This window comes from Eubacteriales bacterium mix99, assembly GCA_038396605.1.
Taxonomy (GTDB): Bacteria; Bacillota; Clostridia; order Caldicoprobacterales; family DTU083; genus UBA4874.
This window is the reverse complement of sequence record CP121690.1, coordinates 1,216,170-1,240,672: the sequence shown is the minus strand read 5'-3', so window position 1 is coordinate 1,240,672 and position 24,503 is coordinate 1,216,170. Positions and strand designations below refer to the sequence as shown.

General features: G+C 50.6%; 17 protein-coding genes, 2 tRNA genes, 3 rRNA genes and 1 pseudogene. 4 read left to right on the top strand and 19 right to left on the bottom strand.

Translation table 11 applies throughout. The features are described 5' to 3' along the window. Window position 1: 1 nt before the first annotated feature. From QBE55_05270 to QBE55_05210, 13 genes and pseudogenes are all read right to left on the bottom strand, one after another. Entirely contained in the window at window positions 2-1,378 is a 1,377-nt protein-coding gene (locus tag QBE55_05270) for a V-type ATP synthase subunit B (GenBank protein ID WZL79548.1), read from the bottom strand. A gap of 39 nt (window positions 1,379-1,417) precedes the next feature. Next, window positions 1,418-3,190: a V-type ATP synthase subunit A gene (locus tag QBE55_05265; GenBank protein WZL79547.1), complete on the bottom strand. Its 1,773-nt coding sequence runs from the start codon at window positions 3,188-3,190 to the stop codon at window positions 1,418-1,420. Then, window positions 3,177-3,821: a V-type ATP synthase subunit E gene (locus QBE55_05260; protein ID WZL79546.1), complete on the bottom strand. Its 645-nt coding sequence runs from the start codon at window positions 3,819-3,821 to the stop codon at window positions 3,177-3,179. The genes QBE55_05265 and QBE55_05260 overlap by 14 nt, the downstream gene beginning before the upstream one ends. A 10-nt stretch (window positions 3,822-3,831) precedes the next feature. Further along, a complete protein-coding gene (locus tag QBE55_05255) occupies window positions 3,832-4,140 on the bottom strand; it encodes a V-type ATP synthase subunit F (GenBank protein WZL79873.1) in 309 nt (102 codons plus the stop codon). A 21-nt stretch (window positions 4,141-4,161) separates the two neighbouring features. Then, the gene (locus QBE55_05250) at window positions 4,162-4,587 is read right to left on the bottom strand and encodes an ATP synthase subunit C (GenBank protein WZL79545.1); all 426 of its coding nucleotides are present in this window, start codon (window positions 4,585-4,587) and stop codon (window positions 4,162-4,164) included. A 17-nt stretch (window positions 4,588-4,604) separates the two neighbouring features. Further along, a complete protein-coding gene (locus QBE55_05245) occupies window positions 4,605-6,596 on the bottom strand; it encodes a V-type ATPase 116kDa subunit family protein (protein WZL79872.1) in 1,992 nt (663 codons plus the stop codon). Between the two features lie 21 nt (window positions 6,597-6,617). Next, window positions 6,618-7,658 (bottom strand): V-type ATPase subunit, encoded by a 1,041-nt coding sequence (locus tag QBE55_05240; protein WZL79544.1) that lies wholly within the window; start codon window positions 7,656-7,658, stop codon window positions 6,618-6,620. After that, the gene (locus tag QBE55_05235) at window positions 7,655-8,005 is read right to left on the bottom strand and encodes a hypothetical protein (protein ID WZL79543.1); all 351 of its coding nucleotides are present in this window, start codon (window positions 8,003-8,005) and stop codon (window positions 7,655-7,657) included. Before QBE55_05235 ends, QBE55_05240 begins: the two co-directional genes overlap by 4 nt. A gap of 227 nt (window positions 8,006-8,232) precedes the next feature. Next, a complete protein-coding gene (locus QBE55_05230) occupies window positions 8,233-8,904 on the bottom strand; it encodes a thymidylate kinase (GenBank protein ID WZL79542.1) in 672 nt (223 codons plus the stop codon). 188 nt (window positions 8,905-9,092) lie between these two features. Beyond that, window positions 9,093-10,550, bottom strand: a complete 1,458-nt coding sequence (locus QBE55_05225) for an aminotransferase class I/II-fold pyridoxal phosphate-dependent enzyme (GenBank protein WZL79541.1) — start codon at window positions 10,548-10,550, stop codon at window positions 9,093-9,095. A gap of 29 nt (window positions 10,551-10,579) precedes the next feature. Further along, entirely contained in the window at window positions 10,580-13,636 is a 3,057-nt protein-coding gene (locus QBE55_05220; GenBank protein ID WZL79540.1) for a glycosyltransferase family 39 protein, read from the bottom strand. Between the two features lie 114 nt (window positions 13,637-13,750). Further along, window positions 13,751-14,134, bottom strand: coding sequence for a GtrA family protein (locus tag QBE55_05215; GenBank protein ID WZL79539.1), 384 nt, complete (start codon window positions 14,132-14,134; stop codon window positions 13,751-13,753). 196 nt (window positions 14,135-14,330) lie between these two features. Next, window positions 14,331-15,272, bottom strand: a pseudogene (locus QBE55_05210) (glycosyltransferase family 2 protein). 299 nt (window positions 15,273-15,571) lie between these two features. On the opposite strand from QBE55_05210, the gene QBE55_05205 reads away from it, so the two are divergent. Together QBE55_05205 and QBE55_05200 are read left to right on the top strand one after the other, a co-directional pair. Then, entirely contained in the window at window positions 15,572-16,522 is a 951-nt protein-coding gene (locus QBE55_05205) for a C39 family peptidase (protein WZL79538.1), read from the top strand. A gap of 138 nt (window positions 16,523-16,660) precedes the next feature. Continuing rightward, on the top strand, window positions 16,661-17,236 hold the full coding sequence (locus QBE55_05200) for a hypothetical protein (GenBank protein WZL79537.1): 576 nt from the start codon (window positions 16,661-16,663) through the stop codon (window positions 17,234-17,236). A gap of 429 nt (window positions 17,237-17,665) precedes the next feature. Here QBE55_05200 and rrf read toward each other — a convergent pair. From rrf to QBE55_05170, 6 genes are all read right to left on the bottom strand, one after another. Further along, window positions 17,666-17,782, bottom strand: a 5S ribosomal RNA gene (gene rrf, locus QBE55_05195). Between the two features lie 38 nt (window positions 17,783-17,820). Further along, a 23S ribosomal RNA gene (locus QBE55_05190) occupies window positions 17,821-20,748 on the bottom strand. A 196-nt stretch (window positions 20,749-20,944) separates the two neighbouring features. Next, a tRNA-Ile gene (locus QBE55_05185) sits at window positions 20,945-21,021 on the bottom strand. 51 nt (window positions 21,022-21,072) lie between these two features. Continuing rightward, a tRNA-Ala gene (locus QBE55_05180) sits at window positions 21,073-21,148 on the bottom strand. Between the two features lie 138 nt (window positions 21,149-21,286). Next, window positions 21,287-22,820: ribosomal RNA gene (locus QBE55_05175) — 16S ribosomal RNA — on the bottom strand. Together the 16S, 23S and 5S rRNA genes with 2 tRNA genes alongside form the textbook arrangement of a ribosomal RNA operon. A gap of 395 nt (window positions 22,821-23,215) precedes the next feature. Beyond that, on the bottom strand, window positions 23,216-23,635 hold the full coding sequence (locus QBE55_05170) for a helix-turn-helix transcriptional regulator (protein WZL79536.1): 420 nt from the start codon (window positions 23,633-23,635) through the stop codon (window positions 23,216-23,218). A gap of 141 nt (window positions 23,636-23,776) precedes the next feature. Here QBE55_05170 and QBE55_05165 point away from each other — a divergent pair, with 141 nt between their 5' ends. Next, complete coding sequence (locus tag QBE55_05165) at window positions 23,777-24,226, top strand: hypothetical protein (protein WZL79535.1); 450 nt, start codon at window positions 23,777-23,779, stop codon at window positions 24,224-24,226. A 112-nt stretch (window positions 24,227-24,338) separates the two neighbouring features. Continuing rightward, window positions 24,339-24,497, top strand: coding sequence for a Spo0E family sporulation regulatory protein-aspartic acid phosphatase (locus tag QBE55_05160; GenBank protein WZL79534.1), 159 nt, complete (start codon window positions 24,339-24,341; stop codon window positions 24,495-24,497). The last annotated feature ends 6 nt before the right edge of the window (window positions 24,498-24,503 follow it).

Sequence of the window (24,503 nt, the reverse complement as noted above, 5' to 3'; positions counted from 1 at the left end):
TTCACTTCCTGTAATATTTCTCAAGGGTCTCGGGACGGATCCGGTTCAGCTCTTCCTCAGGAAGGATGGAAAGCAGCTCCCAGGCCAGATCCAGGGTCTGTGAAATATCCCTGTTTTCCTGAAATCCCTGCCGCACAAACCGTTCCTCAAACTGCCGGCCAAATTCCATGTATTTCCGGTCCGTTTCCGACAGTTCCTCTTCCCCGATTACCTGAGCCAGGTCCTCCACATCCCGGACTCTGGAATAAGCTGAAAAGATCTGGTCCGCCAACTCCGGATGATCTTCCCGGGTGTATCCCTTTCCAATCCCATCCTTCATCAGACGGGACAGGGACGGCAGGATATTGACCGGCGGGTAGATATTGCTTTGATACAGATCCCGGCTCAGCACAATCTGCCCTTCCGTGATAAATCCGGTCAGATCCGGCACCGGATGGGTAATGTCGTCATTTGGCATGGTAAGGATCGGGATTTGGGTAATGGAACCTTTTTTCCCTTTCATCATTCCCGCCCGCTCATACAGACTGGCCAGGTCGGAATACAGATATCCGGGATATCCCTTCCGGCTGGGAACCTCCTCCCTGGAGGAGGAAATCTCGCGGAGGGCTTCGCAGTAACTTGTCATATCCGTCAGAATCACCAGGATATGCATTCCCAGATCAAATGCCAGATACTCTGCAGCCGTCAGTGCGCATCGGGGAGTGGTGATTCTCTCCACAATGGGATCATCTGCCGTATTGAGAAACATTACAACCTTTTCCAGTACTCCCGATTGTTCAAAGCTTCTACGAAAATATTCCGCATCATCGTGTTTCACTCCCATGGCGGCAAACACGACGGCAAAATCCTTCCCGCTTTCCGAAGCAATTTTAGCCTGTTTGATAATCTGCACGGCCAGTTCATTGTGGGGCAGTCCATTCCCGGAAAAAACAGGAAGCTTCTGGCCCCGGATCAGGGTCAGCAGCAAATCAATGGAAGAGATCCCGGTTTGAATGAAATTTCTCGGATAAACCCGGGCCACCGGATTCATCGGCCTGCCGTTGATGTTCCCCATTCGGCCTGCATATAGTTCGCCGCCTCCGTCAATCGGCTGCCCGATTCCATTAAAGATCCTTCCCAGAATCCCCGGAACCAAAGGAATTTCCAATGGCTTGCCGCTGAAACGGGCACTGGCGTTCCGCACGGAAAACCCGGTGGTGCTGCCAAAAACCTGGATGACCACCTTGTCCCCGTCGATCAGTATCACTCTGCCCTTTCTGTATTCTTCGCCGTTATTCACATTGATGTCCACCATCTCATCGTAGGCCACATCCTTTACACCGGACAGCAGAATGAGAGGGCCGTCTATTTTGTCCAGCAGAAGAAATTCTTTTCTCACTTTCTCACCTTCCAGGGATACGGAAAAGTTTCTCCATATCTATGCGTATTGCTGTTCCAAATTATCGTAAAAAGCACGGATGTCATTTTTTATGGCATCAAACTGCTTTGTGTCATCATTGGGAATGCTTTGTTTCATCTTCATGACCCGACCGTACAGTTCCTCATTCCTTACGCGGGAAATGGGAATTCCCTTTTTGACGGCATGGTCTCCCCGCTCATAAAGATAGTCCATGATCTTCAGCATAAGATATTGTTTTTTAAGTGGAACAAACGTATCCACCGGATGAAACGCATTCTGGCTCATAAACCCATTCCGGAGAATGCGGGCAATTTCCAGAATCAGCCGCTGGTCATCGGGCAGCACATCTTCTCCCACCAATTTAACGATTTCCAGAAGCCGGCTCTCCTCATGCAGCAGCTTCAGCATCCGGGCACGGATTTCAGCAATATCATGGGATACGTTGTCCTCATACCAGTCCACCAGCTGATCCGCATATCCGCTGTAGCTTTTCAGCCAGTTGATGGCAGGAAAATGCCTGGCATAGGCAAGCTCACGGTCCAATGCCAGAAAGGCGCTGACAAAGCGTCTGGTATTCTGCGTGACCGGCTCGGAAAAGTCGCCGCCCGCCGGGGATACCGCACCGATAATGGTAACGGAGCCTTCTTCCCCGCCCAGCGTTTCCACCACACCTGCCCGCTCATAGAATTCCGCAAGGCGGGAAGGCAGATAGGCAGGATATCCTTCCTCCGCAGGCATTTCCTCCAGACGTCCGGATATTTCACGAAGCGCTTCTGCCCAGCGGGAGGTGGAATCTGCCATGACTGCGGCATCGTAACCCATATCCCGGTAATACTCCGCCAGGGTAATGCCGGTGTAGATACTGGCTTCCCTTGCCGCCACCGGCATGTTGGACGTATTGGCAATCAAAACGGTGCGTTCCATCAGGGAACGTTTCGTTCTGGGATCTACCAGTTTCGGAAAATCCTCCAGCACCTCCGTCATCTCATTGCCCCGTTCTCCGCATCCCACATAGATAATGACATCGGCATCCGACCATTTGGCCAGCTGATGCTGGGTCATGGTTTTCCCCGTGCCGAATCCGCCCGGAATGGCAGCCGTGCCGCCTTTGGCAATGGGGAAAAAGGTGTCCAGAATTCTCTGCCCCGTAATCAGCGGCCGGGTAATGCGCTTGCGCTCCCGGATGGGCCTGGGTACCCGGATGGGCCATTCCTGAGCCATTCTCAGTTCCCTTATTCCGCCGCTCTCCGTTTTCAGCCGGACCAATACCCGGCCAATGTTGTATCTGCCGTTTTCTTCCACAAACTCCACATTCCCACGGATTCCGGGAGGCACCATCAGTTTATGAAGAATCGAACGGGTCTCCGGCACCTCGCCGAACACCTGACCGGAATGCAGCTGCTGCCCGACCCGGACAGCCAGTTTCACATCCCACAGGGCTTCTTCATCTATGGACAAAAGCCCGATTCCCTGGGGCAGAAACCCGGGGGACAGTTCATCAATCTTCTTCAGCGGCCTCTGTATTCCGTCAAACATATTGCCGATAATGCCGGGGCCCAGCTTCAGGGACAGGGGCTTTCCGGTGGACTGAATCTCCTCTCCGGCTTTCAGTCCTGCACTTTCCTCATACACCTGAATGGTCGCATGATCCCCTTCGATGGAAATCACCTCCCCGATCAGGCGCTGCTCTCCCACCATAACCATTTCCCGCATCCGGAACCCTTCCATATGGACTCCCCGGACAACCGGACCATTGATCATGGCAATCTCACCTTTTTTACTGTTCTCCATTTTGACACCACCCACTGCTATGGTCCGTTATGATCCGGCCAATCCGATCCCTGTTGTCCGCAAGCAGGGATGCGATGGATAGATCCACTCTTCCGGTCTGCTCCCCGTTGCTGCAGATACAGCCTCCCAGAATTTCCCTGGATGCTTCATGCAGGGTATAAACCGCATTGGACTGCAGCTTTTCCACAATCGTACTGCGAATCAATCCTATATTGTGACTCAGATCCTCCTCCGTAAAATAAAACATCAGCTGCTGCTCGCCTTCGAGGTCAGCCAGTACCTGGCCGATGGAGTATCGCAGAAAGTTTTCATACCCCGGCATTTTGGCAAATGCAACCGCACGTTTCTTCAAACCTGCCAGGACTCGGTCCACCATTTCCTCATTCTTTCGGAGCAGATTCTGTCTTGCCGCCATGCGGGCTTTGGAAACAATCTGAATGCTTGCCGTATCCGCCCTTTTGGCACGTTCTTCCACAACCTGCCGTGCCGAATCATGAATGCGGCTTTTCTCAGCAAAATATTGCTGCTTTACCTGCTCATCTGTCTGTTTGCTTTTCTCCTCTTCCTGTTTTCCGGCCTTCCCGAGAACCGCTTTCGCAAACAGATCAATTTTTTCGTCAATTGTCGTCATGGACAACACCTCAAATCTTCAGACCAATTGCTTCCCGGATATTGCGGGTAATCCACCCGCTGTCCCTCCGGGAACCGTGCCGATCCGGAATTTCCATGAAAAGCGGCAGATGCGATTGGAGCTTCATGGCCTGCATTTCCTCCCTCACCAGCTGAGACAGTCCTTCCGTCAGAATCACGATACCGATCTCCGGATCTTCGGCAGCTTTTTTCAGGGCCCGGAGAACATCCTCCCGTTCATGGACCACGATGCCCTTAATCCCGGCCAGTCGAAGGCCTGCCTGCGTATCCACATTGTCGCTGATTAAAAACATTTTCATTTCATTCACCGGATTCCTCCATTATAAAGCGCTCAGAATCATGATGGACGTAATCAGGCCGTAAATGGCGATTCCTTCTGCCAGACCGACAAAAATCAATGTTTTGCCCAGCAGGGATGGATCCTCGGATACCGCGCCCAGGGCAGACGATGCGACGGCGCCTACCGCGTAGCCGGAACCAATGGTTGCAAGGCCGGTGGACAATGCGGCGGCGATAAAGCCAATACCGTTTCCGCCGGCGCCGGCCCCTGCTCCGGAAGCCGCTCCGGCCATACCCGGAATCATGACGATCAATGCGGCTGCCATAACGGGTACAAAGGAAAGCAGATTCCACCCCAGGGCCTTTTTCGTCGATACTCTGCCGATGCCTTTTTTATACTTCAGTACGAAACCAGCTGTAATTGTGACGATAACGATGCCTATCGCAGCAATAATAAAAAAATACATTTTTCATGCCTCCAAATTTAAAGGGAACCGGCACGGATCCGCCGTTTCCGTGGAATCTTCAGTGCGACAGGGTGATAGGGAACCCCTGCTCCATCGTAAAACTTGCTGAACAACTCATAATATTCCAGACGCAGGCCCTGGATAAAGACAATCAGGCCTTCCAGTCCGAGAATGACAATATTTCCGATAATCAGAACCACTGCTTTTCCCCCTGCATTGCTGACCATTTCCGACAAAGTCCGGAAAGCCAGAAACAGGCCCACATGGTTCAGGGCAAATGCACCGACACGGACGAAAGAAATGGTATTGCTCAGCATGCTGAGCAAGGTTTCCAGGATCCCGAAGCCGCCCTCGATATAGTAATCCGACACCGGTTCCCGGTAAAGGGGTTTCTTTCGCTGAAGCAGATTTGCCACCGGCTCCTTTACCACCGTCAGGATCAGCAGTCCTGCCAGGATCAAAACAATAACCGGCATGGGCAGGGGAAGCTTCCCTTTTTGAAAATACAGCAGCACGGTGATCAGCAGAGTCCAGAAAAACAGCAGACCCGCTGCTCCATTCTGACCCAGCAGCCCTTCCTTCAGATCCCTGCGCCGGATCGCATTCCATATGTTGAACAGATAGGCGACCGACAGCAGTACCACACCCGCTCCGATTGCCGCAAACAATACGGTGGTGATGTCATCCATGGGGCGGATGAGCAGGGCAGGGATCCAGTTTTCAAGCCCGAATACACTGCCATACAGCACACCAAACACCATGGAACTGATTCCCATCCCGGTAAAGACTCCGCCCAGATTCGGCCGGTTCTTCCACCTGGCCAGGATCACGCCGGCCAGGAAAAACACCAGTCCCTGACCCACGTCCCCGAACATCGCCCCAAAGAGCAGCATATAACTCAGGGCTACAAACACAGTGGGATCCGCCTCATTATAGGAAGGCGTCCCATACATGCGGACCAGTGCCTCAAAAGGCCGGAGCACTCCGGAGTTCTTCAGCCGCGTAGGCGGGGAAACCGATTTGTCCACCGGTTCCGGATCCTTGCAGAACAGTAAAGTCCGTTCCCTTACCGGTTTCAGCCTTGCTTCCAGCCTTTTCTCTTCATCGGCCGGGATCCAGCCGGCCATATAAAAGAAGTCGTTGCTGCAAGCCGTTTCGTTATTGATCTCCTGCAATTTCTCATATAGTATCAACTCGCCGCAGGCCTGCCGGACCAGCGGCCCATATTCCTTCCGGGTCTTTTGCATGGCTGCATCGCAGGCTTCCAGCTGCGCTGTCATATCCCGCTCCTTCTCCTCCAGATCCTGAATGATGCGGGCGGGGGTCCCTTTCAACTCATGAGGGATCTGCAGGGACTGATAACCAAGGGCGTTGTATATCCGCTCCAGCTCCACAGTAAGGGATTTTGGAACAATGGTCACCACCACATTCCGTTCCCTCCCGGACTTTACAGGGTACACAATGGCCGGAACATTCCCGTAATTGGTCCGGAGCTTGACCGTATTTTCCCTGGAAAACGTGCCTGCCCGAAAATCAAAATACTGCATCCCCATCAGGTTCTGCCACGGAAAGTCCAGGCCTGCAAAATAGCCAAAATGTTCCTTCAGCTCCCGGTTGCGTGCCAGCTCCCCCTTCAGAGATTCCGTATCTTTTTTGCATTTCTCCACTTTTTGATAAACATCTCTGATGTCCCCGGCAACCCCCCGCAAACCGGTCTTGCTTTCCGGGTCCACCGTGATATCGTTCCGATCCAGTTCAAATGCCTCCAGAAGAGTGTTGATTTGCTCTGCAGTCCTGTCCATCTCCTGGTCTTTATGATAAGGCTTGACAAACCCCACATCCATCAGGGCATCCATGTTTTTCACCGTTGTTGATATGGTGAAATTGTTGGAATTGATCTCATGCAGGGCATTTACCGGATGCACACATCCCAGCAAAACCAGCTCTCTTGCGATAAAATCCATATCTTCCAAATGTCCGATGATGTTCAGCATTTTCATCCGTTCCACCGCCAAGCCGATATCCTCCTTTCACAGTTCCCGGATCAGATATCGCTTGATCTGATCCGGATCCTCATTATGATAGCGAATGTTTTCCATTATGGTGATAATGTCCCGTATTTCAAAATCCAGCAGATCAAAATATACGATCATCGGGACAATATCCATGGAACTCTTGCGCTTGAATTCCAAAAGCCGATAATATAAATACCGGGAAATCCGGCGTTCCATAAACAGATCCCTGGTTCGGTTATGCTGAAACAAAAAACGGTAGCGCTTCTCCTTCATGCTGCTCATCATTCCGGAAACATCCTTGCTGTAACACAGTTCCCGAATCGCCGTATTGTCCATTCTTCCCCCGAAACTGATGGAATAGTTCAGTAAAATATCAGGAGGAAGATGATAGAATTTCCTGCCACGATAAATCCACTGCAGGTTCTGAAGGTCCGTCTGCATTCCTTCAATTTGAAGGACCCGCTTTTTCTCGTCTCTTGTCAGCAGCTCCAGGCAGCTTTTGAAGATGCTGACATAGGCCAGGTCCAAGGACATTTCAACCTGAAACCGGCTTTTCTTTCCCTGCGTCAGCGGAACCAGGTAGCGATAATACGGCGTTCCTTTCAGATGATCCACCAATTCCGGGAAGCTTTGCGACGCAGACAGCTTTTGAAAGTCCAGATCCCCATAACGCCCAATATATACCAGCGCGTGGGGAAAATCAATATAATCCCGGTCTGTATGAATCGCCCGGATAAGGATCTTTAAATCCTGCACTTCATAGCGCATCAGCAATACCTTCAGGAATTTGCTGTAATTTCCCTGAAAATAATGGCGGAGCCGTACCAGTTTATCCACAGCATACCGATTCAGCCGAACCTCAATTGTCTCACGATGAAGGGACTGCTCCTCCAGTCCTTCAAAAGCATGCCGGTAATCCGTCTGTTCCAGGTAGCGGATGATATCCGGAACGGTTTCCTTCTCCAGCAACATTTTGTAATCCGCTTCAGTAAGAAGCCGGCCCTCCAGAGCCCGGATCTTGGTGTTGACGGCAGCGTACCGGACAGCATTGCTCATTGGTTCGATTTCTCCTCCTGCGTCTCCGGCTCCAGGAAGATCTCCCGGAAAATATCCGCCTCCAGAGAGTCTTCCACCGCAAGAAAATGCTGCTCCAGGCTCTGTATCGCCTCCGCATTCCGGCTTAAAATTTGCTGTGATTCCTCTTCCGCTTCCTTCATCTTCCTGTCGTAAAGCGCCCGTCCCTGCTTCTCCGCCTGATCCATTTCCTCTGTGCTCATCTGCTCCAGGCGACTTCGAGCCTGTTCCTCCCGGGTTTTTCTTTCCTCTTCATTTCTTTGGACCATATCTCTGGCATTCTGATCAATGGTCAGAATCCTTTGGACAATATCCTGCATCTCCTGCATTTCTCCGCCACCTTCCGGAAAGAATGTAGCTTATTTTACTCCTGTTGTTTTTCAATTTCAAGTACTTAAATATTAAGTTTTATTATTACTTTAATACCTTTATTTACTATAGTTTGCCGTACAAATATTCCGGCTGATTCCTTTCCATCCAATCAAAAAGGATGGCAAAACAGTTCCTTCTGCTCCACCATCCTTAGCTTTTGCTTCTTTTTATTCTATATCCCATTTTACAGGTACTTTCGAACAATCCCATATATTTCCTTATGAATATCCTCCACCGATCGGACTGCCCCGTCCTTTACACAGGCAATGCGGTGCCAGCCGTACTTTTCCGCCAGACGGAGGGAAGTACGGTAGGACCGTTCCAGGTAGGCACAGTCCTTTTCATGAATATCCTTTTCCATGGATCCATTGAATTTGTTTTTCCTGTTTTTCATAAGCCGGGCCGCATATTTCACCGGCATATCCAGCAGCAGGACACAATCCGGTTCCGGCAGTCCAAACATCCGGAACTCAAAATCCCACAGCCATTCCAGGAATCTCTCCCGTTCCGGCCCGCCGTCTATTTTGGAGGCCTGATGAATCATATTGGAGGTCGTATACCGGTCTGCCAGAACGATCCCGCCTTCCTGATAAAATGGTTCCCATTTTTTTTTATAGGATGCATACCGGTCCACAGCGTAAAACGTCGAAGCGACATACGGACTCACATCTTCCGGGCGGCTGCCGAAATCCCCCCCCAGGTACATTTTGATCAACGCGGAGGAATCGCTTGCATAATCCGGAAATTCCACCTCCATTACCCGATGGTGATCGCTTTTCAGCCGCTGATACAGTTTTACGGACTGGGTTTCCTTCCCGCTCCCGTCTCCGGCTTCCATACAAATCAGTTTTCCCATTTCGACTCCTTCCGACTTTCCCGACTCCCGTTTTTCCCCGGTTCTCCGTTCCGGTGCCATCTTAAACCGATACCCTTCATAATTATAAATCCGGTATCCTTCATTTCTTCGATTTCTTCTCCGATCCTTTATCCAATCTTTGTCCGGTCACTTGTTCGGTCATTTGTCCATTTGCGGCCATATTCGAATCATTGGAAGGAAGTTCCCTCCCTGAGAACCGGAATCCTGTCTTTCCCGAACAGTCCAAACAAATGCCCGCCCCGTTCCTCTGTTTCCAGCAGCTCCTCAATTCCTGGCGCATCCACCCGTTCTCCGGGACAAAACCGGGGGATACCGGGAGGATAGGCCCCGACAAGGCCTGCGCAAATCCGTCCTTTTGCCCCTTTCAGCGGAACATATTCCTTTGATTTCCCAAAAGCCTCCTTTGGCGACAGCATTTGTTCCGGTATTTCCCGGGAAATAGACAAAGAATTTTCCTTTCGCACTGTTTTGCGCGGGTGAGCCGACAAGGATCGGCAGGCCCGAACCAATTTTGTAAAGTCCGCCTTCTCATCTGCAACGGTGGTAATCAGTACCACCCGGTGAGCATCGGACATTTCCACCTGCACTCCGCTTTCCCGCAGCATCTGTTCCCCTTCGTATCCGGACCGGCCAAGATGAGACAGGTCCAAGACCAGTCTCGTCGGATCCATTCCAAGGATTTCCGGCCGTCTGTAATTTTCCATGGTCTCAATTCCCAAATCCCTGAGCTCCTTTCTGGTCCATTCCAGATTCTCCAGAAGCCGGTCCAACGCAGCCTTTCCCTGCTCCTCCATGTAATCCCGGGCCCAGTCCAGGGAGGCCATAAGCAAATAGGATGGACTGGTGCTCTGAAGCATTCGGGAAACCTGCTCCGCACGCAGAAAGAGAGCGGTATGGGACGGATCTTCCTCAGGATTCCTGCCGGAAAGCCGTACCTGCAGATAAGCGGACTGGGTCAGGGCAGGCAATGTCTTGTGCGCGCTCTGCACCCAGAAATCTGCGCCGCATTCCGCAGCGGACGGCGGCAGCCCGGGATGAAAAACCAAATGCGCGCCATGAGCCTCGTCCACCAGCATCCGCATATGGTGCCCGTCCAATATGCCGCGGATTTCCTTCATTCTGGGGCACATCCCATAATAATCGGGATTGGTCAGGATCATGCCCCGGGCATCCGGATGCTCCCTGACTGCCTGCCGAACTGCTTCCGGCGTCACATGGGTCGCCCAGCCATATTCCTCATCGTATTCCGGCGGAAGGTAAACCGGGACAGCCCCGCTCAGCACCAGACCGCCCCAAACGGATTTGTGACAGTTCCGGGGCATAAGGACCTTCTCCCCGGGCTGAAGGGCAGACATCATCATGATATGGATCCCTGAGGTGGATCCGTTTACCAGAAAAAAGCAGGCATCCGACTGAAAGGCTTCGGCTGCCAGTTCCTGAGCCTGCTTTATCACGCCTTCCGGCGCCTGCAGATTATCCAGACCCGGTATCTCTGTCATATCCATCTCCGCCAGGCGGTCGGAAAAAGGCGGAAAAAGTCTCCCGCCCTTATGCCCGGGCATATGAAACGATACCTGTTCCTTTGCCATGATATCCCTCAATGCATCCACAAGAGGCGTACCCATAAATATATCTCACTTCACTATTCCATGATTCAAAATACCCAGGAAGGAAACCATCTGAGTCCTTCAATATAGGCTTTGGGCACCACCATTCCCGATACCGCCGGATAGAACAGAACAAACACGATGGCCACCAGGCCAAGATACCCATAAATCCAACCTTTTCTGACCCCTTTTTCCATCAGGCATTTGATCCCGTAAACAATGGACAGGATCAGAAACGGCACCATGGGGAAAAAGTGGTAAATAAAAGCGGATCTTGGAACAGCCATCCAGGGAATGTACAGGGACAGCAGGGCAATCACCACCAGGAACATGGCCTTGTTTTCCTTCCAGGCCGCCCGGACCGCTGCCAGAAACGCCGGAATTCCGGACCACCATATGGCCGGATTTCCGAAGGAAGAAATGGTGGAAGCCATTCCCGCCGGCAGATCCACGCCCTGATAGTACCAGATGGGACGTACCATCAGCGGCCAGGACCACCATGCGGACTGGAAAGGATGCCCGGACTTCAGGGTACTGTGGTAGTGAAACATGGATTTCTGATATTCCAGAATATCCGAAAACTTCATTCCCGGCACCCTGAGGTAAGGAAGATAGGACAGCAGATAAAGAGCCGCAGGCACAAGAATAAAGAACAGGACACAGCATAACATGGTTTTCCACATGTAAACCGGCATGAATTTTTCCATCCAGGCAGGAGAGGAAGAACCCTTTGCATCTTCCTTTGCTCCCCCTTTTGCTGCCCTGTAGTCTTTATATTCCCCATATTTTGCCGTAAAGAACAGCACAGCCAGGCCTGGCGCCCCATACAATGCAGACCATTTGGTCGCAGCACCCAGCCCAAAGAACAATCCGCTGAAAAAGAGCGGCTTCAGGGATTTGCCGAACCCTTTCCGGTAAGACTTCTGCAGAAAGGCATCCGCCATATAATAATACATCAGCATGACAAACAGGGTCGTATAGCTGTCAATGGTGGCAATCCGGGTCTGGGCAAAATGCATCAAATCAAACATCATCAGGAAAGCAGCACAGAATCCATAGAAGCTCCTTTGAAACAGCTTCTTTCCAAACAAATACATTATGGGGATCATGGCTGCCCCGGTCAGAGTGCCCATGATTCTCCACCCAAAGGGATTCATGCCGAACAGGGCAATGCCGGCGGAGATCAGAATCTTGCCAAAGGGCGGATGGGTCCATTCATAGGGTTTGATGCGGTGCAAATGCTCATAGGCCGTCCGGACATGATAGATCTCATCAAAATAGGTGCCGTTCCGGTAATCGGCGCGGGGACGGGCAAGATCCGGCTCATCCGCCAGGTGAAGCAGATCCCCCTGCACCCTGGTGCCATCCGTATTTCGTACCTTAAAGGCAAGGGAATTCCATTTCCCTTCCTTTTCACCAAATAAACCAATCTCCTTGATCGCCCCTCCGGGATCCGCCACCTCGATTCGGATCCGGGAAGTAAGCTGCGAGACATTCAGCACCTTCCATTTATAGAACTCATCCATTTCCATGTCTGCAAGGCTTCGGTATTCCCCGTTGGCATCCTCGTACCAGGCATGACAGGCGCCTTCTCCCAGCCCGCAGTAAAACGTCATGCGGTCTACATACTGCTCCTTTCCCAGATCCAGGACAAAGCTGTCCCCGGAATTCTTTCCCACCCATTCCGTTTCGGGCACAGCAAAATCCCCCAAATGAATCAGGGCAATGCACAGATAAAGAGCCGTCAGGACAGCCATAACGGCAAAATCCTTCTTTTCCACATGAAGAGGCGCATATTCCTTCGGCTCCGGGCGGCGGGTTCTGCGTTCCCCGGACTTTTCCGGGGAAAACCACAAGGGTCCGTCCTCCAGGGGTTTCTTTGGCGCCCTGATATAAAGAGGTTGTGACTTTCCCTGAACCACATTGCGCCAGGACCAAATCAGGACAGCAGCAAAAAGAATTATGTTCAGGGCAGAAACAAGGAGCAGCACTCGATGACCCGGGGGGATATGCGGAGAACCTGCCTTCAGCATCCGGTCCAGCACGGCAAAGGTATTGGCAAAAACCGTAAAGGAGGCCACACCGTAAAAGATCAGGCTCCATTTGTCGCGGGTCTGTATCAGGATCATCAGCAGGAAAAACAGCACAGGGAACAGATACCGTTCGTGCATCCGTACTGAAAGCATAAAAAAACCCATGGAGAAAGCCACAGCACCGACATAAGGCAGTTGCGGGCCCTTTCCCTTCCAATACAAAATCGCTGTGAATACCGTAAGGCCAATCATAAGCAGGATTCCCCACTGCTGATAGGAAAGCATAAGAAACGCCTCGGAATCGGACTTTAGATTCGCTCCGATCAAGCTGAAAAAATTAAAGGCGTTCAGGGAAGCGTACGGGTATCCTTCCGCCGTATTGAAATAAAGGCGGAAGATCCAGGCAGGTCCCTGCCGGAGCGCAAAGGGCAGAATAACAACAAAAATGGAAGCAATTCCGCATGCCAGTGTCTTCAATAGCTGCTTCCAGTCCCTGCGCTTCAGCAGTTCAAAAAAAACAACCGGCAAAAAAATCAGTCCCTGAGGCTTCGTCAATACCGCTGCAGCCAGAGGGATACCGGCAAGTGCCGGTCGTTTGGAGGAAAGCATCAAAAAGCCCAATGCCAGAAACATCACCAGAAAGGAATCCACCTGTCCCCAGACCGTGGAATCCAGAAGAACGGCAGGATTGAACAGGTAGATTGCAGAAACAAGAACGGGCCAGTTCCCGGGCAGACGGTCCTCTGCCGCACGATAAAGCAGATATCCCGTTATCAGATCAGCTGCAATGGAGGGCAGCTTCAGCAGCAGAATATCCAGCCATTCCCCTCCTGCCAGCCCCAGCAAACCCGCGAGCTTCCCGATCAGAAAGAGAACATACATGTAGAGCGGCGGATAATCCAGGAAAAAATCTCCCTGATACAAGCCGGTAAAATTCTCTGCCGCCTTTCGGGACCAGAAACGGAACAGTGCCATATCATTGGGGAACCCCTCTATGACAGGCGCCAGTACCAACCGGATCAATAAGCCAAAGAAAAGCGCATAACGAATCACATGAGGCCTTTTCTTCACAGACAGCTTCTTCCTTTCAATGAGAAGGAAAAGAAAAGCGGCAAGCAAAAACAATAAACAAGAAACAATGGCAATGATTCTCACATTGAAACCCTTCTTTGCATTATTCTCCGGTCAGCGAAACACCAACATCTTGCTTCCAATAAAATTGATCATCATGGAACAGAGGGTGGCCCCCGCCTTGCTGATAAAAATATGCAGCCCGGCCTGCTCCTCCAGAAGATACAGAACTAGGGAGGATGCCCCCAGGGAGATCAGATTTACAAGGACAAACTGCGCAAATTCGGCTGCGTGGGCTGTTGCCTTCCGCTGAAATGTCCAGCGGCGATTGAAAAAATAACTGTTGAGGACGCCGCAGGAATAGGAAACAACATGGCTGACAACGGGATTCCCGTGAAACCCCAGGGCCAGCAGTGAAAAAAGCCCAAAATCAATTGCCGTATTCAGAATACCGACCAGGGCAAACCGGATCAGCTGCCCTTCAGCTCTGTTCTTCATGACTGTTTTTACCCCGTGCTCTGGTTTCGGAACTGTCTTCTGTCTGACTTGTTCCGGGTCTGTCTGCTGCCTGACATGCTCCGGGGCCCTTTCTCTCATGGTGCTCACTTCTTCCCATCCCGGCTCCTGCTTCCCGGTCCTTTGCCTGCGGATTGCCCCGTCCCCTTCCGTCCCCATTGTCTTCCGGCTGATCTGTCTTTTCCTCCGGGAATCCTATTTTATCCTGAATAATATAAAGGGGACGCCCTTTTACCTCTTCATAAATCCGGCCCACATATTCCCCGATGATGCCGAGGATCAGCAGAGTAATGCCATGAAAGACCAGGTTCACCGCTATGATGGATGCCCATCCCGTCAGGGTATTGTCCGTAAACAGGCGCTGATACAGGACATACAGCAGATACACAAAACCGGATATGGACAGGATAAATCCAATATAGGTGGCCAGCTTCAACGGTTTATAGGTAAAGGAAAAAATACCGTCCGCAGCAAACTTCAGCATTTTTTTCAACGGATATTTGGTCTCCCCTGCCCAGCGTTCCTCCCGGACATATTCCACCGCCGTCTGTCTGAACCCCACCCAATTGATCATGCCACGCAGAAAACGGTTTTTCTCATTCAGCGTTTTCATGACATCACAAACCCTGCGGTCAATCAGTCGGAAATCGCCGGTATCCTTTGGGATGGTGCCGCCTGTCAGGGTACCGAGAATACGATAATAAACAAAGGCAGTGAATTTCTTGAAAAGGGTTTCCCCTTCCCTCTTCCGCCGTTTGCCATAAACCACATCATAGCCTTCCCGCCATTTTTCCAACATCCGGGGAATGACCTCCGGCGGATCCTGAAGATCCGCGTCAATAATGACCACCGATTGACCCCGGGCATAGTCCAGACCGGCGGACACGGCAATCTGATGGCCGAAATTCCGGGAAAAATCGATCAGGCGGATATGATCGTCAGCAGGGGCCAAATCAGCAATAATCGAAGCAGATCTGTCCCGGCTGCCGTCATTTACAAACAGCAGCTCATAGCTCCCGCCTGTTTCCTCCATCACCTTACTGAGGCGCCGATAGGTCTCGGCTATGACCTCTTCTTCCTCATACATGGGGATAACGATTGAACAAACAACGCAGCCCATTCCTATCCTCCGTTTCCCTTCCAATTGGAATTTCCTCCCGAAACCCGGAACTCTGTGAATTATTATCTGTATCTTTATAAAAGTATATCACAAGACAGGCGGTTTACCAATAAAAAAGGCTGTCCCAGGGAACCCGCGGAATTAATTTTTCATAAATTCAAAAAATATTAAGAAATTGATCAGGAAAATTTTCCGCATAGACAGCTGGTTCCTGGTATACTATAATAGTCATTGGCAGACAGGCCTGTGGGCCAGCTTGCCCTGGGGTCTGAACCATTTTAAAGGAAAGGAAGGTTTGCGTGAGAAGAAAAAAAAGAACGGTCCGGCGCCGCTTTTTCAAGCGCCTGATGCAGATGATCCTGATTGTTCTGATTTTCTATTTTGGGAAGCAATTTATGGAAAAAATTCCATATATAATAAATCATGAAGAAATACCGAATCCAATAACAATGGAAAAGGAAAGCCTGCCGAATCAAAACGGGAATGAGGGAGGCAAGGAGGATCCTGCACTTACTCCCGGACCTACTTTTGATGCAAGTCAATTGAACGGAGAGGTTTCCGATGAAGTCATCAACTCCCTGGAGACCATGGCGTCCAGGGATCCTCAGGTTATGTCAGTTCTGCAAAACTCTGCCCAGTACCCTCCGAAGCTGCTGGAAGCATTGTCCAACAATCCGGAACTTCTTTCCTATACATTGAACTATCCGCAAAAGAAGGGCACCTGGAAGGACAATATCAACCTTTCCGATCAATACAAACCGGGAAATATTCCGCTGCTGATCCAGTGGGACGAAGACTGGGGATATGCTCCCTACGGGCCAGGCACCATCGCTCTGAACGGATGCGGGCCAACATGCCTTTCCATGGTAACGGTGGGCCTGACCGGAAATACTTCATGGAATCCGAAAGCAGTCTGCGCATTCAGCGAAACAAACGGATATCTTGATGAGCAAAGTGGCAGCACTCTCTGGTCCCTGATGACCGACGGAGCCAAAAAACTCGGGCTGCATTCCACCGAACTGTCCCTGGATGAAGACCGGATGGTCCAGGAGCTTTCCCAGGGGCATCCCATTATCTGCAGCATGCGGCCGGGTGATTTTACCACCAAGGGACATTTTATTGTTCTGTACGGATATCGGAACGGAAAGTTTCTCGTTCGGGATCCAAACAGCCGTAGAAACAGCAAAAAGCTGTGGGGTTACCGTACACTGAAGCCACAGATCAAAAATCTCTGGGCTTTCAGCAGCTGACAAGACAATGAACCGGCAGGGAAAATGAACCGGTGGAGCAGCAGTTTTTCTTGCCGAAGCAGAAGTTGACAATACGGACGGGTATTGACCGGTATAGCCTATTGGAATGCGCTATCGTTCGACACAGGAGGATCATTCATGAAGGCACACAAAAAATCAAAAAGACAAGCCATCCGATGGATCCTTCTTTCCCTTGTAGTTTGTTTTATCATAGGCAAATGGGTCGTCAAACCGCGGCGGGATGCCCTGCTGAAGGAACAGCTTTATCAATATATGTCGGAAAAGGCAAATCGGCTGGAGGTGTTTCAATCCGCTATAGCACAGAATGACGGCAAAACACTGAATACCTGCGTATATTTTGTTTCAGAGGCACTGAGGGAAAACAATATCCCGATTCCGGAGGGAACCTGCAACACAACCCAGCTGATATCCGAGCTGAAAAGCAAATGGTGGCGGAAGGACGAATCCTATCAGAACTTAAAGCCGGGAGACATCGCATTTACCACAGATACGGCAGGCAATAAATACGGAAAGCCCACCCACTGCTATATCTTCATGAAATGGGCAAAAGAAGGAAATTATGATTATGCCTATATATGTGACAACCAGGCCAACGACTACGGCGGTAAATTATATCATATCCGAAACATAAGGAATCCCGAAACGGTAAACGGAGCTATAAAGGAAGCCTTTGCATTTTTCATGAAGCCATAGCTTCCGCAGCTGGGCTCCACTTTGCACTGCCAGGTGCGCAAGAAGCGCAACATATTTTGTCTAAGTCATCATGGCCGGTAGCACTGACTCCGGATACTCTACTTTTTCTCTCTTTATATTTTCTCTGCATAACTCTGCAAGTTTAAACATAATCCTGTTTCTAATATATGAAAAGCACTGACCATCCATTTTACAGTATGGCATATTTTTTACTGCTGTAAAGATAGCAAGATAAGCTCCTGTTCTGCATCAGACGCCTCTAAGACATGGAACAACATATGCGGAGAGATAAGGCCGATTTATTTTTAAATCTGATGAAGAAACAATGGAGTTCATAAATATCATTAAATCAAAAGCAAATATACAATAAACAACAAAAAGCAAAGCACCCAACGTATCAGCAAATTCTACGTTGAATGCTTCTTTTGGATCCGGCAGCGGCCTGCTCTTCCGGGAGGTCACCCTCCAGGTACCATAGGCGCAGAAAGGCTTAACTGCTGTGTTCGGGATGGGAACAGGTGTGACCCTTTCGCTGTAACCGCCGGATAAGGGATATACCCTGAAAACTGCACAATGCTCTATTTATGATCAAGCCCTCGACCGATTAGTATCAGTCAGCTGCATGCATTACTGCACTTCCACCTCTGACCTATCAACCTTGTCATCTGCAAGGGGTCTTACTGCCTTTCGGCATGGGAAATCTTATCTTGAGGGGGGCTTCACGCTTAGATGCCTTCAGCGTTTATCCCGTCCGTACCTGGCTACTCAGCCATGCCGCTGGCGCGACAACTGATACACCATTGGTACGTCCATCCCGGTCCTCTCGTACTAAGGACAGCTCCTCTCAAATTTCCTGCGCCCGCGATGGATAGGGACCGAACTGTCTCACGACGTTCTGAACCCAGCTCGCGTGCCGCTTTAATGGGCGAACAGCCCAACCCTTGGGACCTACTTCAGCCCCAGGATGCGACGAGCCGACATCGAGGTGCCAAACCTCCCCGTCGATGTGAACTCTTGGGGGAGATAAGCCTGTTATCCCCGAGGTAGCTTTTATCCGTTGAGCGACGGCTCTTCCACTCGATACCGCCGGATCACTAAGCCCGACTTTCGTCCCTGCCCGAGATGTCTCTCTCGCAGTCAGGCTCCCTTCTGCCTTTACACTCTTCGAATGATTTCCAACCATTCTGAGGGAACCTTTGGGCGCCTCCGTTACTCTTTCGGAGGCGACCGCCCCAGTCAAACTGCCCACCTGACAATGTCCCTTCGCCGGTTCACGGCTCCAAGGTTAGAATTCCGGCACAGAAAGGGTGGTATCCCAACATTGACTCCACACATACTGGCGTACATGCTTCCCAGTCTCCCACCTATCCTGTACATTCCCTGCCAAAATCCAATATCAGGTTACAGTAAAGCTCTACGGGGTCTTTCCGTCCTATCGCGGGTAACCAGTATCTTCACTGGTACTACAATTTCGCCGGGTCCCTTGTTGAGACAGCGCCCAAATCGTTACGCCTTTCGTGCGGGTCGGAACTTGCCCGACAAGGAATTTCGCTACCTTAGGACCGTTATAGTTACGGCCGCCGTTCACTGGGGCTTCAGTTCTGTGCTTCGCGCTCTCGCTCTTACACTTCCCCTTAACCTTCCAGCACTGGGCAGGCGTCAGCACCTATACTTCCTCTCTCAAGTTCGCAGATACCTGTGTTTTTGCTAAACAGTCGCTTGGGCCTTTTCTCTGCGGCCTTCTTTCAAAGGCACCCCTTCTCCCGAAGTTACGGGGTCATTTTGCCGAGTTCCTTAACAAGGGTTCTCCCGCTCGTCTTGGGATTCTCTCCCCGCCCACCTGTGTCGGTTTACGGTACGGGCACCTCCATCCTCGATAGCAGCTTTTCTCGCCAGTGTGGATTCAACGGCTTCCCTACTCTAATTTCGGTCCCCGCCACAGCTCATCTTTGGAAAACGGTACTTCACTCGCTTCCCGGACTCACTGCTTGAACAGGCTCTACCAACAACCTGCTCCGTCTATCCTCCTGTGTCACTGCTTCTCTCATGCGGATGTCGGTGGTATCGGAATTTCAACCGATTGTCCATCGCCTACGACTTTCGTCCTCGGCTTAGGTCCCGACTTACCCTGAGGGGACGAACCTTCCTCAGGAATCCTTGGGCTTTTGACGGCAAAGATTCTCACTTCGCTCTCGCTACTCATACCGGCATTCTCTCTTGTATACCGTCCACCACTCCTTCCGGTATGGCTTCTGCCAGTATACAATGCTCCTCTACCACTGTCATGTTAATCCATGACAATCCAAAGCTTCGGTGACAGGTTTTAGCCCCGGACATTTTCGGCGCAGGACCACTTGACCAGTGAGCTGTTACGCACTCTTTCAATGTATGGCTGCTTCTAAGCCAACATCCTGGTTGTCTGTGCAATCCCACATCCTTTCCCACTTAACCTGTACTTTGGGACCTTAGCTGTTGATCTGGGCTGTTTCCCTTTTGACCACGAAACTTATCTCACGCAGTCTGACTCCCGGAAATCAAGACCATGGCATTCGGAGTTTGATAGGGTTCGATAGGCTTGTCGGCCCCCTAGCCCATTCAGTGCTCTACCTCCATGTCTCTTTCCCGAGGCTAGCCCTAAAGCTATTTCGAGGAGAACCAGCTATCTCCAGGTTCGATTGGCATTTCACCCCTATCCACAGCTCATTCCCCGTTTTTTCAACAACGGTGGATTCGGACCTCCACGAAATTTTACTTCCGCTTCATCCTGGCCATGGATAGATCACCTGGTTTCGGGTCTGCAGCAGAATACTAATTCGCCCTCTTCAGACTTGGTTTCCCTCCGGCTCCGGACCTTCCCGGTCCTTAACCTCGCATCCTGCCACAACTCGCCGGTCCGTTCTACAAAAAGTACGTGGTCGCACCATATTTGTGCTCCCACCGCTTGTAAACATAGGGTTTCAGGTTCTCTTTCACTCCCCTCCCGGGGTGCTTTTCACCTTTCCCTCACGGTACTCCTTCTCTATCGGTCACCAGGAAGTATTTAGCCTTGGGGGGTGGTCCCCCCGCCTTCCCACAGGGTTTCTCGTGTCCCGTGGTACTCCGGATCCCGGACAATCTTCCATCCCCTTCGCCTACAGGGCTCTCACCTGCTCCGGCCTGCCTTTCCAGTGCAGTTCGGCTGGAGATGTCCGATCTCATTCCGGTCCTTTACCCCGGCCCGAAGTCTCCTTCGGCCCGGTTTGGGCTCTTTCCCGTTCGCTCGCCGCTACTTGGAAAATCGATGTTTCTTTCTCTTCCTCCGGGTACTTAGATGTTTCAGTTCCCCGGGTCTCCCCTCCATAACCTATTGATTCAGTTATGGATATCTGGGCATTGCCCCAGATGGGTTTCCCCATTCGGATATCCATGGCTCATTGCCTGCTTTCGGCTCCCCATGGCTTTTCGCAGATCGCTGCGTCCTTCGTCGGCTCCTGGTGCCAAGGCATTCACCCTATGCTCTTTCCAGCTTGATCTTACCTTGGTTCTTTCCTTGCGAAATCGTAGTGTAGCTCCCTGCTTTCGCAGGTCTACCACCTACTTCTTTCTTTCTCGTTCTTTGCATTGTGCAGTTTTCAAGGTACATTTCTGAACTTAAGATGTTCTTCGGTTGGAAGCTGGATTTGGTTCCGTACCCAATCAAGCCCTTCCTCTGGTCTCTAAAGTCCAGTGTGGTGGGCTCAAGTGGACTTGAACCACCGACCTCACGCTTATCAGGCGTGCGCTCTAACCAGCTGAGCTATGAGCCCATAACCTGAAGCTGAACCCCAGCTCCCGCTGCGTCCAACCTCCAACTATATTGGTGGAGATGAGGAGAGTCGAACTCCTGACCTCCTGCGTGCAAGGCAGGCGCTCTACCAACTGAGCTACATCCCCGCTCATTTGAGGATTGATCCCTCAAAACAAAACAGTACAAAATTGAAATCCAAGCAATATTCCATCAGATTCTGGAACCTGTTGTTCCATCATTCCCTTAACCTTCCGGCTAAGTTCGATCTAAGAATTTCTCCCTAGAAAGGAGGTGATCCAGCCGCACCTTCCGATACGGCTACCTTGTTACGACTTCACCCCAGTCATCAGTTTCACCTTCGACGGCTCCTCCCTTTCGGTTCGGTCACCGGCTTCGGGTGCCCCCGACTCCCATGGTGTGACGGGCGGTGTGTACAAGGCCCGGGAACGCATTCACCGCGACATGCTGATTCGCGATTACTAGCAACTCCGACTTCATGTGGGCGGGTTGCAGCCCACAATCCGAACTGAGACCTGCTTTCTGGGTTCCGCTCCGGCTTGCGCCTTCGCTTCCCTTTGTTTCAGGCCATTGTAGCACGTGTGTAGCCCAGGACATAAGGGGCATGATGATTTGACGTCATCCCCACCTTCCTCCGAGTTCTCCCCGGCAGTCTCTTCAGAGTCCCCAACTTTACTTGCTGGTAACTGTTGATAAGGGTTGCGCTCGTTGCGGGACTTAACCCAACATCTCACGACACGAGCTGACGACAACCATGCACCACCTGTCTCCCCCGTCCATTGCTGAAACGGCATATCTCTATGCCCGTCGGAGGGATGTCAAGCCCTGGTAAGGTTCTTCGCGTTGCTTCGAATTAAACCACATGCTCCGCTGCTTGTGCGGGCCCCCGTCAATTCCTTTGAGTTTCAACCTTGCGGCCGTACTCCCCAGGCGGGATACTTATTGCGTTAACTCCGGCACAGGGGGGGTCGATACCCCCTACACCTAGTATCCATCGTTTACGGCGTGGACTACCAGGGTATCTAATCCTGTTCGCTCCCCACGCTTTCGTGCCTCAGCGTCAGTTACAGTCCAGAAAGTCGCCTTCGCCACTGGTGTTCTTCCTAATCTCTACGCATTTCACCGCTACACTAGGAATTCCACTTTCCTCTCCTGCACTCAAGCCGGACAGTTTCCTATGCACCCCCACAGTTTAGCCGTGGTCTTTCACATCGGACTTGCTCGGCCGCCTGCGCACCCTTTACGCCCAGTAATTCCGGACAACGCTTGCCCCCTACGTGTTACCGCGGCTGCTGGCACGTAGTTAGCCGGGGCTTCCTCTCAGGGTACCGTCACTTTCTTCTTCCCCTGTCACAGAGTTTTACGACCCGAAGGCCTCCTTCACTCACGCGGCGTTGCTGCGTCAGGGTTCCCCCCATTGCGCAATATCCCCCACTGCTGCCTCCCGTAGGAGTTTGGGCCGTGTCTCAGTCCCAATGTGGCCGTTCACCCTCTCAGGCCGGCTACCCATCGTTGCCTTGGTGGGCCGTTACCTCACCAACCAGCTAATGGAACGCGAGCTCATCTTATACCGGATCTCTCCTTTGACCCCTGTACCATGCGGTACTGTGGCCTTATGCGGTATTAGCAGCCGTTTCCGGCTGTTATCCCCCTGTACAAGGCAGATTGCTCACGCGTTACTCACCCGTCCGCCGCTGAATTTACCAGCTTAGTAAACTAAACCGGTATATCCCGCTCGACTTGCATGTGTTAGGCACGCCGCCAGCGTTCGTCCTGAGCCAGGATCAAACTCTCCCATTAAAGCTTCAAACCCTCATGGGTTTCGTTTGCTTGGCTCTTTCCTTAACGCTTGCTTCCGCTTTGCGTTGTTCCTCCAGAATTGACTTCGATTTCAATTCCTTTCCGTTCCTCTTCTCCCTGCTCTCCGCTGGATCTCTCCCGCTTCTGACTCAGGCTTCCGACTCACGGATTTGTACTGTTCTGTTTTCAAGGACCAGTCTTCCTGCCGCCTCTGCCGTTCGCAGTTGATTCATCACTTGCTTTACCTGCTCCCTCAAGGCGACTTTCTTATTGTATCAAATATCTATAGCCATGTCAACAGTTTTTTATCTTTTTTATTAAAAGATCTATGACCTGGACTGCTATTCACATCTTGATGGATCTCCTCTCTTCTTAATAGCAATCAAAAAACGCCCTCAAAACAGTTTTGTCTCATACTGTCTCATATATGGTATGATGGTTTGAATCAGTTTTTTGATCAGCGCCAGTTCCTTATCCGAACACTTTGAAAGCAGCTGCACCATCTCATCAAACTGAGTGCTCTCCTTTGTATAGGCGGGGTTATCTCCTTTTACAGAGGGATCTTTCTGATACCTGGATGTACCAAGAATTAAATAATCCAGGGATAAATGCAGACACGATGATACCTTGAGCAGTACAGACAGGCTCATCTGTCTTTCTCCCCGTTCCAATTGGCCGACATAGTAATCCGAAAGGTCAATGATCTCAGCAAAGTCTGCCCGTGATAATGCCAGCTTCTCCCTTTCTTCCCTTATTCTTTGCCCTATGGTTTTATGATCAATGATTGCTGCCTTACCCGCCTCATTTTTTTCCAAAAAATCCTCTCCTTAGATAATTACTTTATCGATTTATGAGTTATAATGGAATGTGCTGTTTGCCAATAAAATAAATTTGCAATTAGCATTAATATGTTTTACAATAATGCCTGGAATAAAATTAATTTGGGGGTAATAATAATGAAGAAAAAAATTTTGATTACTTTGGCGGTAGTTGCAGTAAGTGCATTGTTTGGCGGAATTGTCGTACATGCTGCTGTAGGTTCCACTTTTTTTGCAGATGCACAGCAAACAATTCAAAATATTGAAGGACTGTTCCAAAAGGGAAACGAATATAAGGAAAACGCTGAATTGTTGGAAGCGCAATTGACGCAAAAGCAAACGGAATGTAAGAGTCTTCAAGATAATATTGCTCAGCTTCAAAAAGATCTGCAGAACAAAGATGTGGATCTTCAGGCAAGAAACGAGGAAATTCAGAAATTACAGGAGAAGTATCAGAGAAAATCACAGGAAGTTGCCGATTTATCAGAACAATTGGACCTTATAAATCAAACGGATGAACAAAAAGATTCCAAGATAGCTGAAATTAAAAAGTTATCCGGAGACAGGCTAAGCCAACTAAGTCATTAAATGGTCAGATAAAAAGGCAGGATAGATAACAATAGATGGCTGTTGTTTCCGAAAATAGTTCGAAAACAGGCATGAGTCCATGGTTTCAGCACAACTTGGAGAGGTGAATAATTTGGAATGCGAAGAAGACATGGAAAATCTGCGTTACATGCTGAATAAAGCAATAGAAATGAACGACAGCAAAGATGAAATACTGAAAATCAGTCAGCTGCTGGACACTCATATTGTGAAATTTCTGGAGAAAAAGCCAGACACAGAAACGGAATATTGAGTGCTC

What these genes read in the sequence shown, in the direction of transcription:
- QBE55_05235 (WZL79543.1), bottom strand. Translation starts at nt 8,005, where the DNA reads ATGCAGGAGATGCAGGATATTGTCCAAAGGATTCTGACCATTGATCAG.
- QBE55_05200 (WZL79537.1), top strand. Translation starts at nt 16,661, where the DNA reads ATGAAGGCACACAAAAAATCAAAAAGACAAGCCATCCGATGGATCCTT.
- QBE55_05260 (WZL79546.1), bottom strand. Translation starts at nt 3,821, where the DNA reads ATGACGACAATTGACGAAAAAATTGATCTGTTTGCGAAAGCGGTTCTC.
- QBE55_05250 (WZL79545.1), bottom strand. Translation starts at nt 4,587, where the DNA reads ATGTATTTTTTTATTATTGCTGCGATAGGCATCGTTATCGTCACAATT.
- QBE55_05165 (WZL79535.1), top strand. Translation starts at nt 23,777, where the DNA reads ATGAAGAAAAAAATTTTGATTACTTTGGCGGTAGTTGCAGTAAGTGCA.
- QBE55_05230 (WZL79542.1), bottom strand. Translation starts at nt 8,904, where the DNA reads ATGGGAAAACTGATTTGTATGGAAGCCGGAGACGGGAGCGGGAAGGAA.
- QBE55_05240 (WZL79544.1), bottom strand. Translation starts at nt 7,658, where the DNA reads ATGAGCAATGCTGTCCGGTACGCTGCCGTCAACACCAAGATCCGGGCT.
- QBE55_05225 (WZL79541.1), bottom strand. Translation starts at nt 10,550, where the DNA reads ATGGGTACGCCTCTTGTGGATGCATTGAGGGATATCATGGCAAAGGAA.
- QBE55_05215 (WZL79539.1), bottom strand. Translation starts at nt 14,134, where the DNA reads ATGAAGAACAGAGCTGAAGGGCAGCTGATCCGGTTTGCCCTGGTCGGT.
- QBE55_05265 (WZL79547.1), bottom strand. Translation starts at nt 3,190, where the DNA reads ATGGAGAACAGTAAAAAAGGTGAGATTGCCATGATCAATGGTCCGGTT.
- QBE55_05255 (WZL79873.1), bottom strand. Translation starts at nt 4,140, where the DNA reads ATGAAAATGTTTTTAATCAGCGACAATGTGGATACGCAGGCAGGCCTT.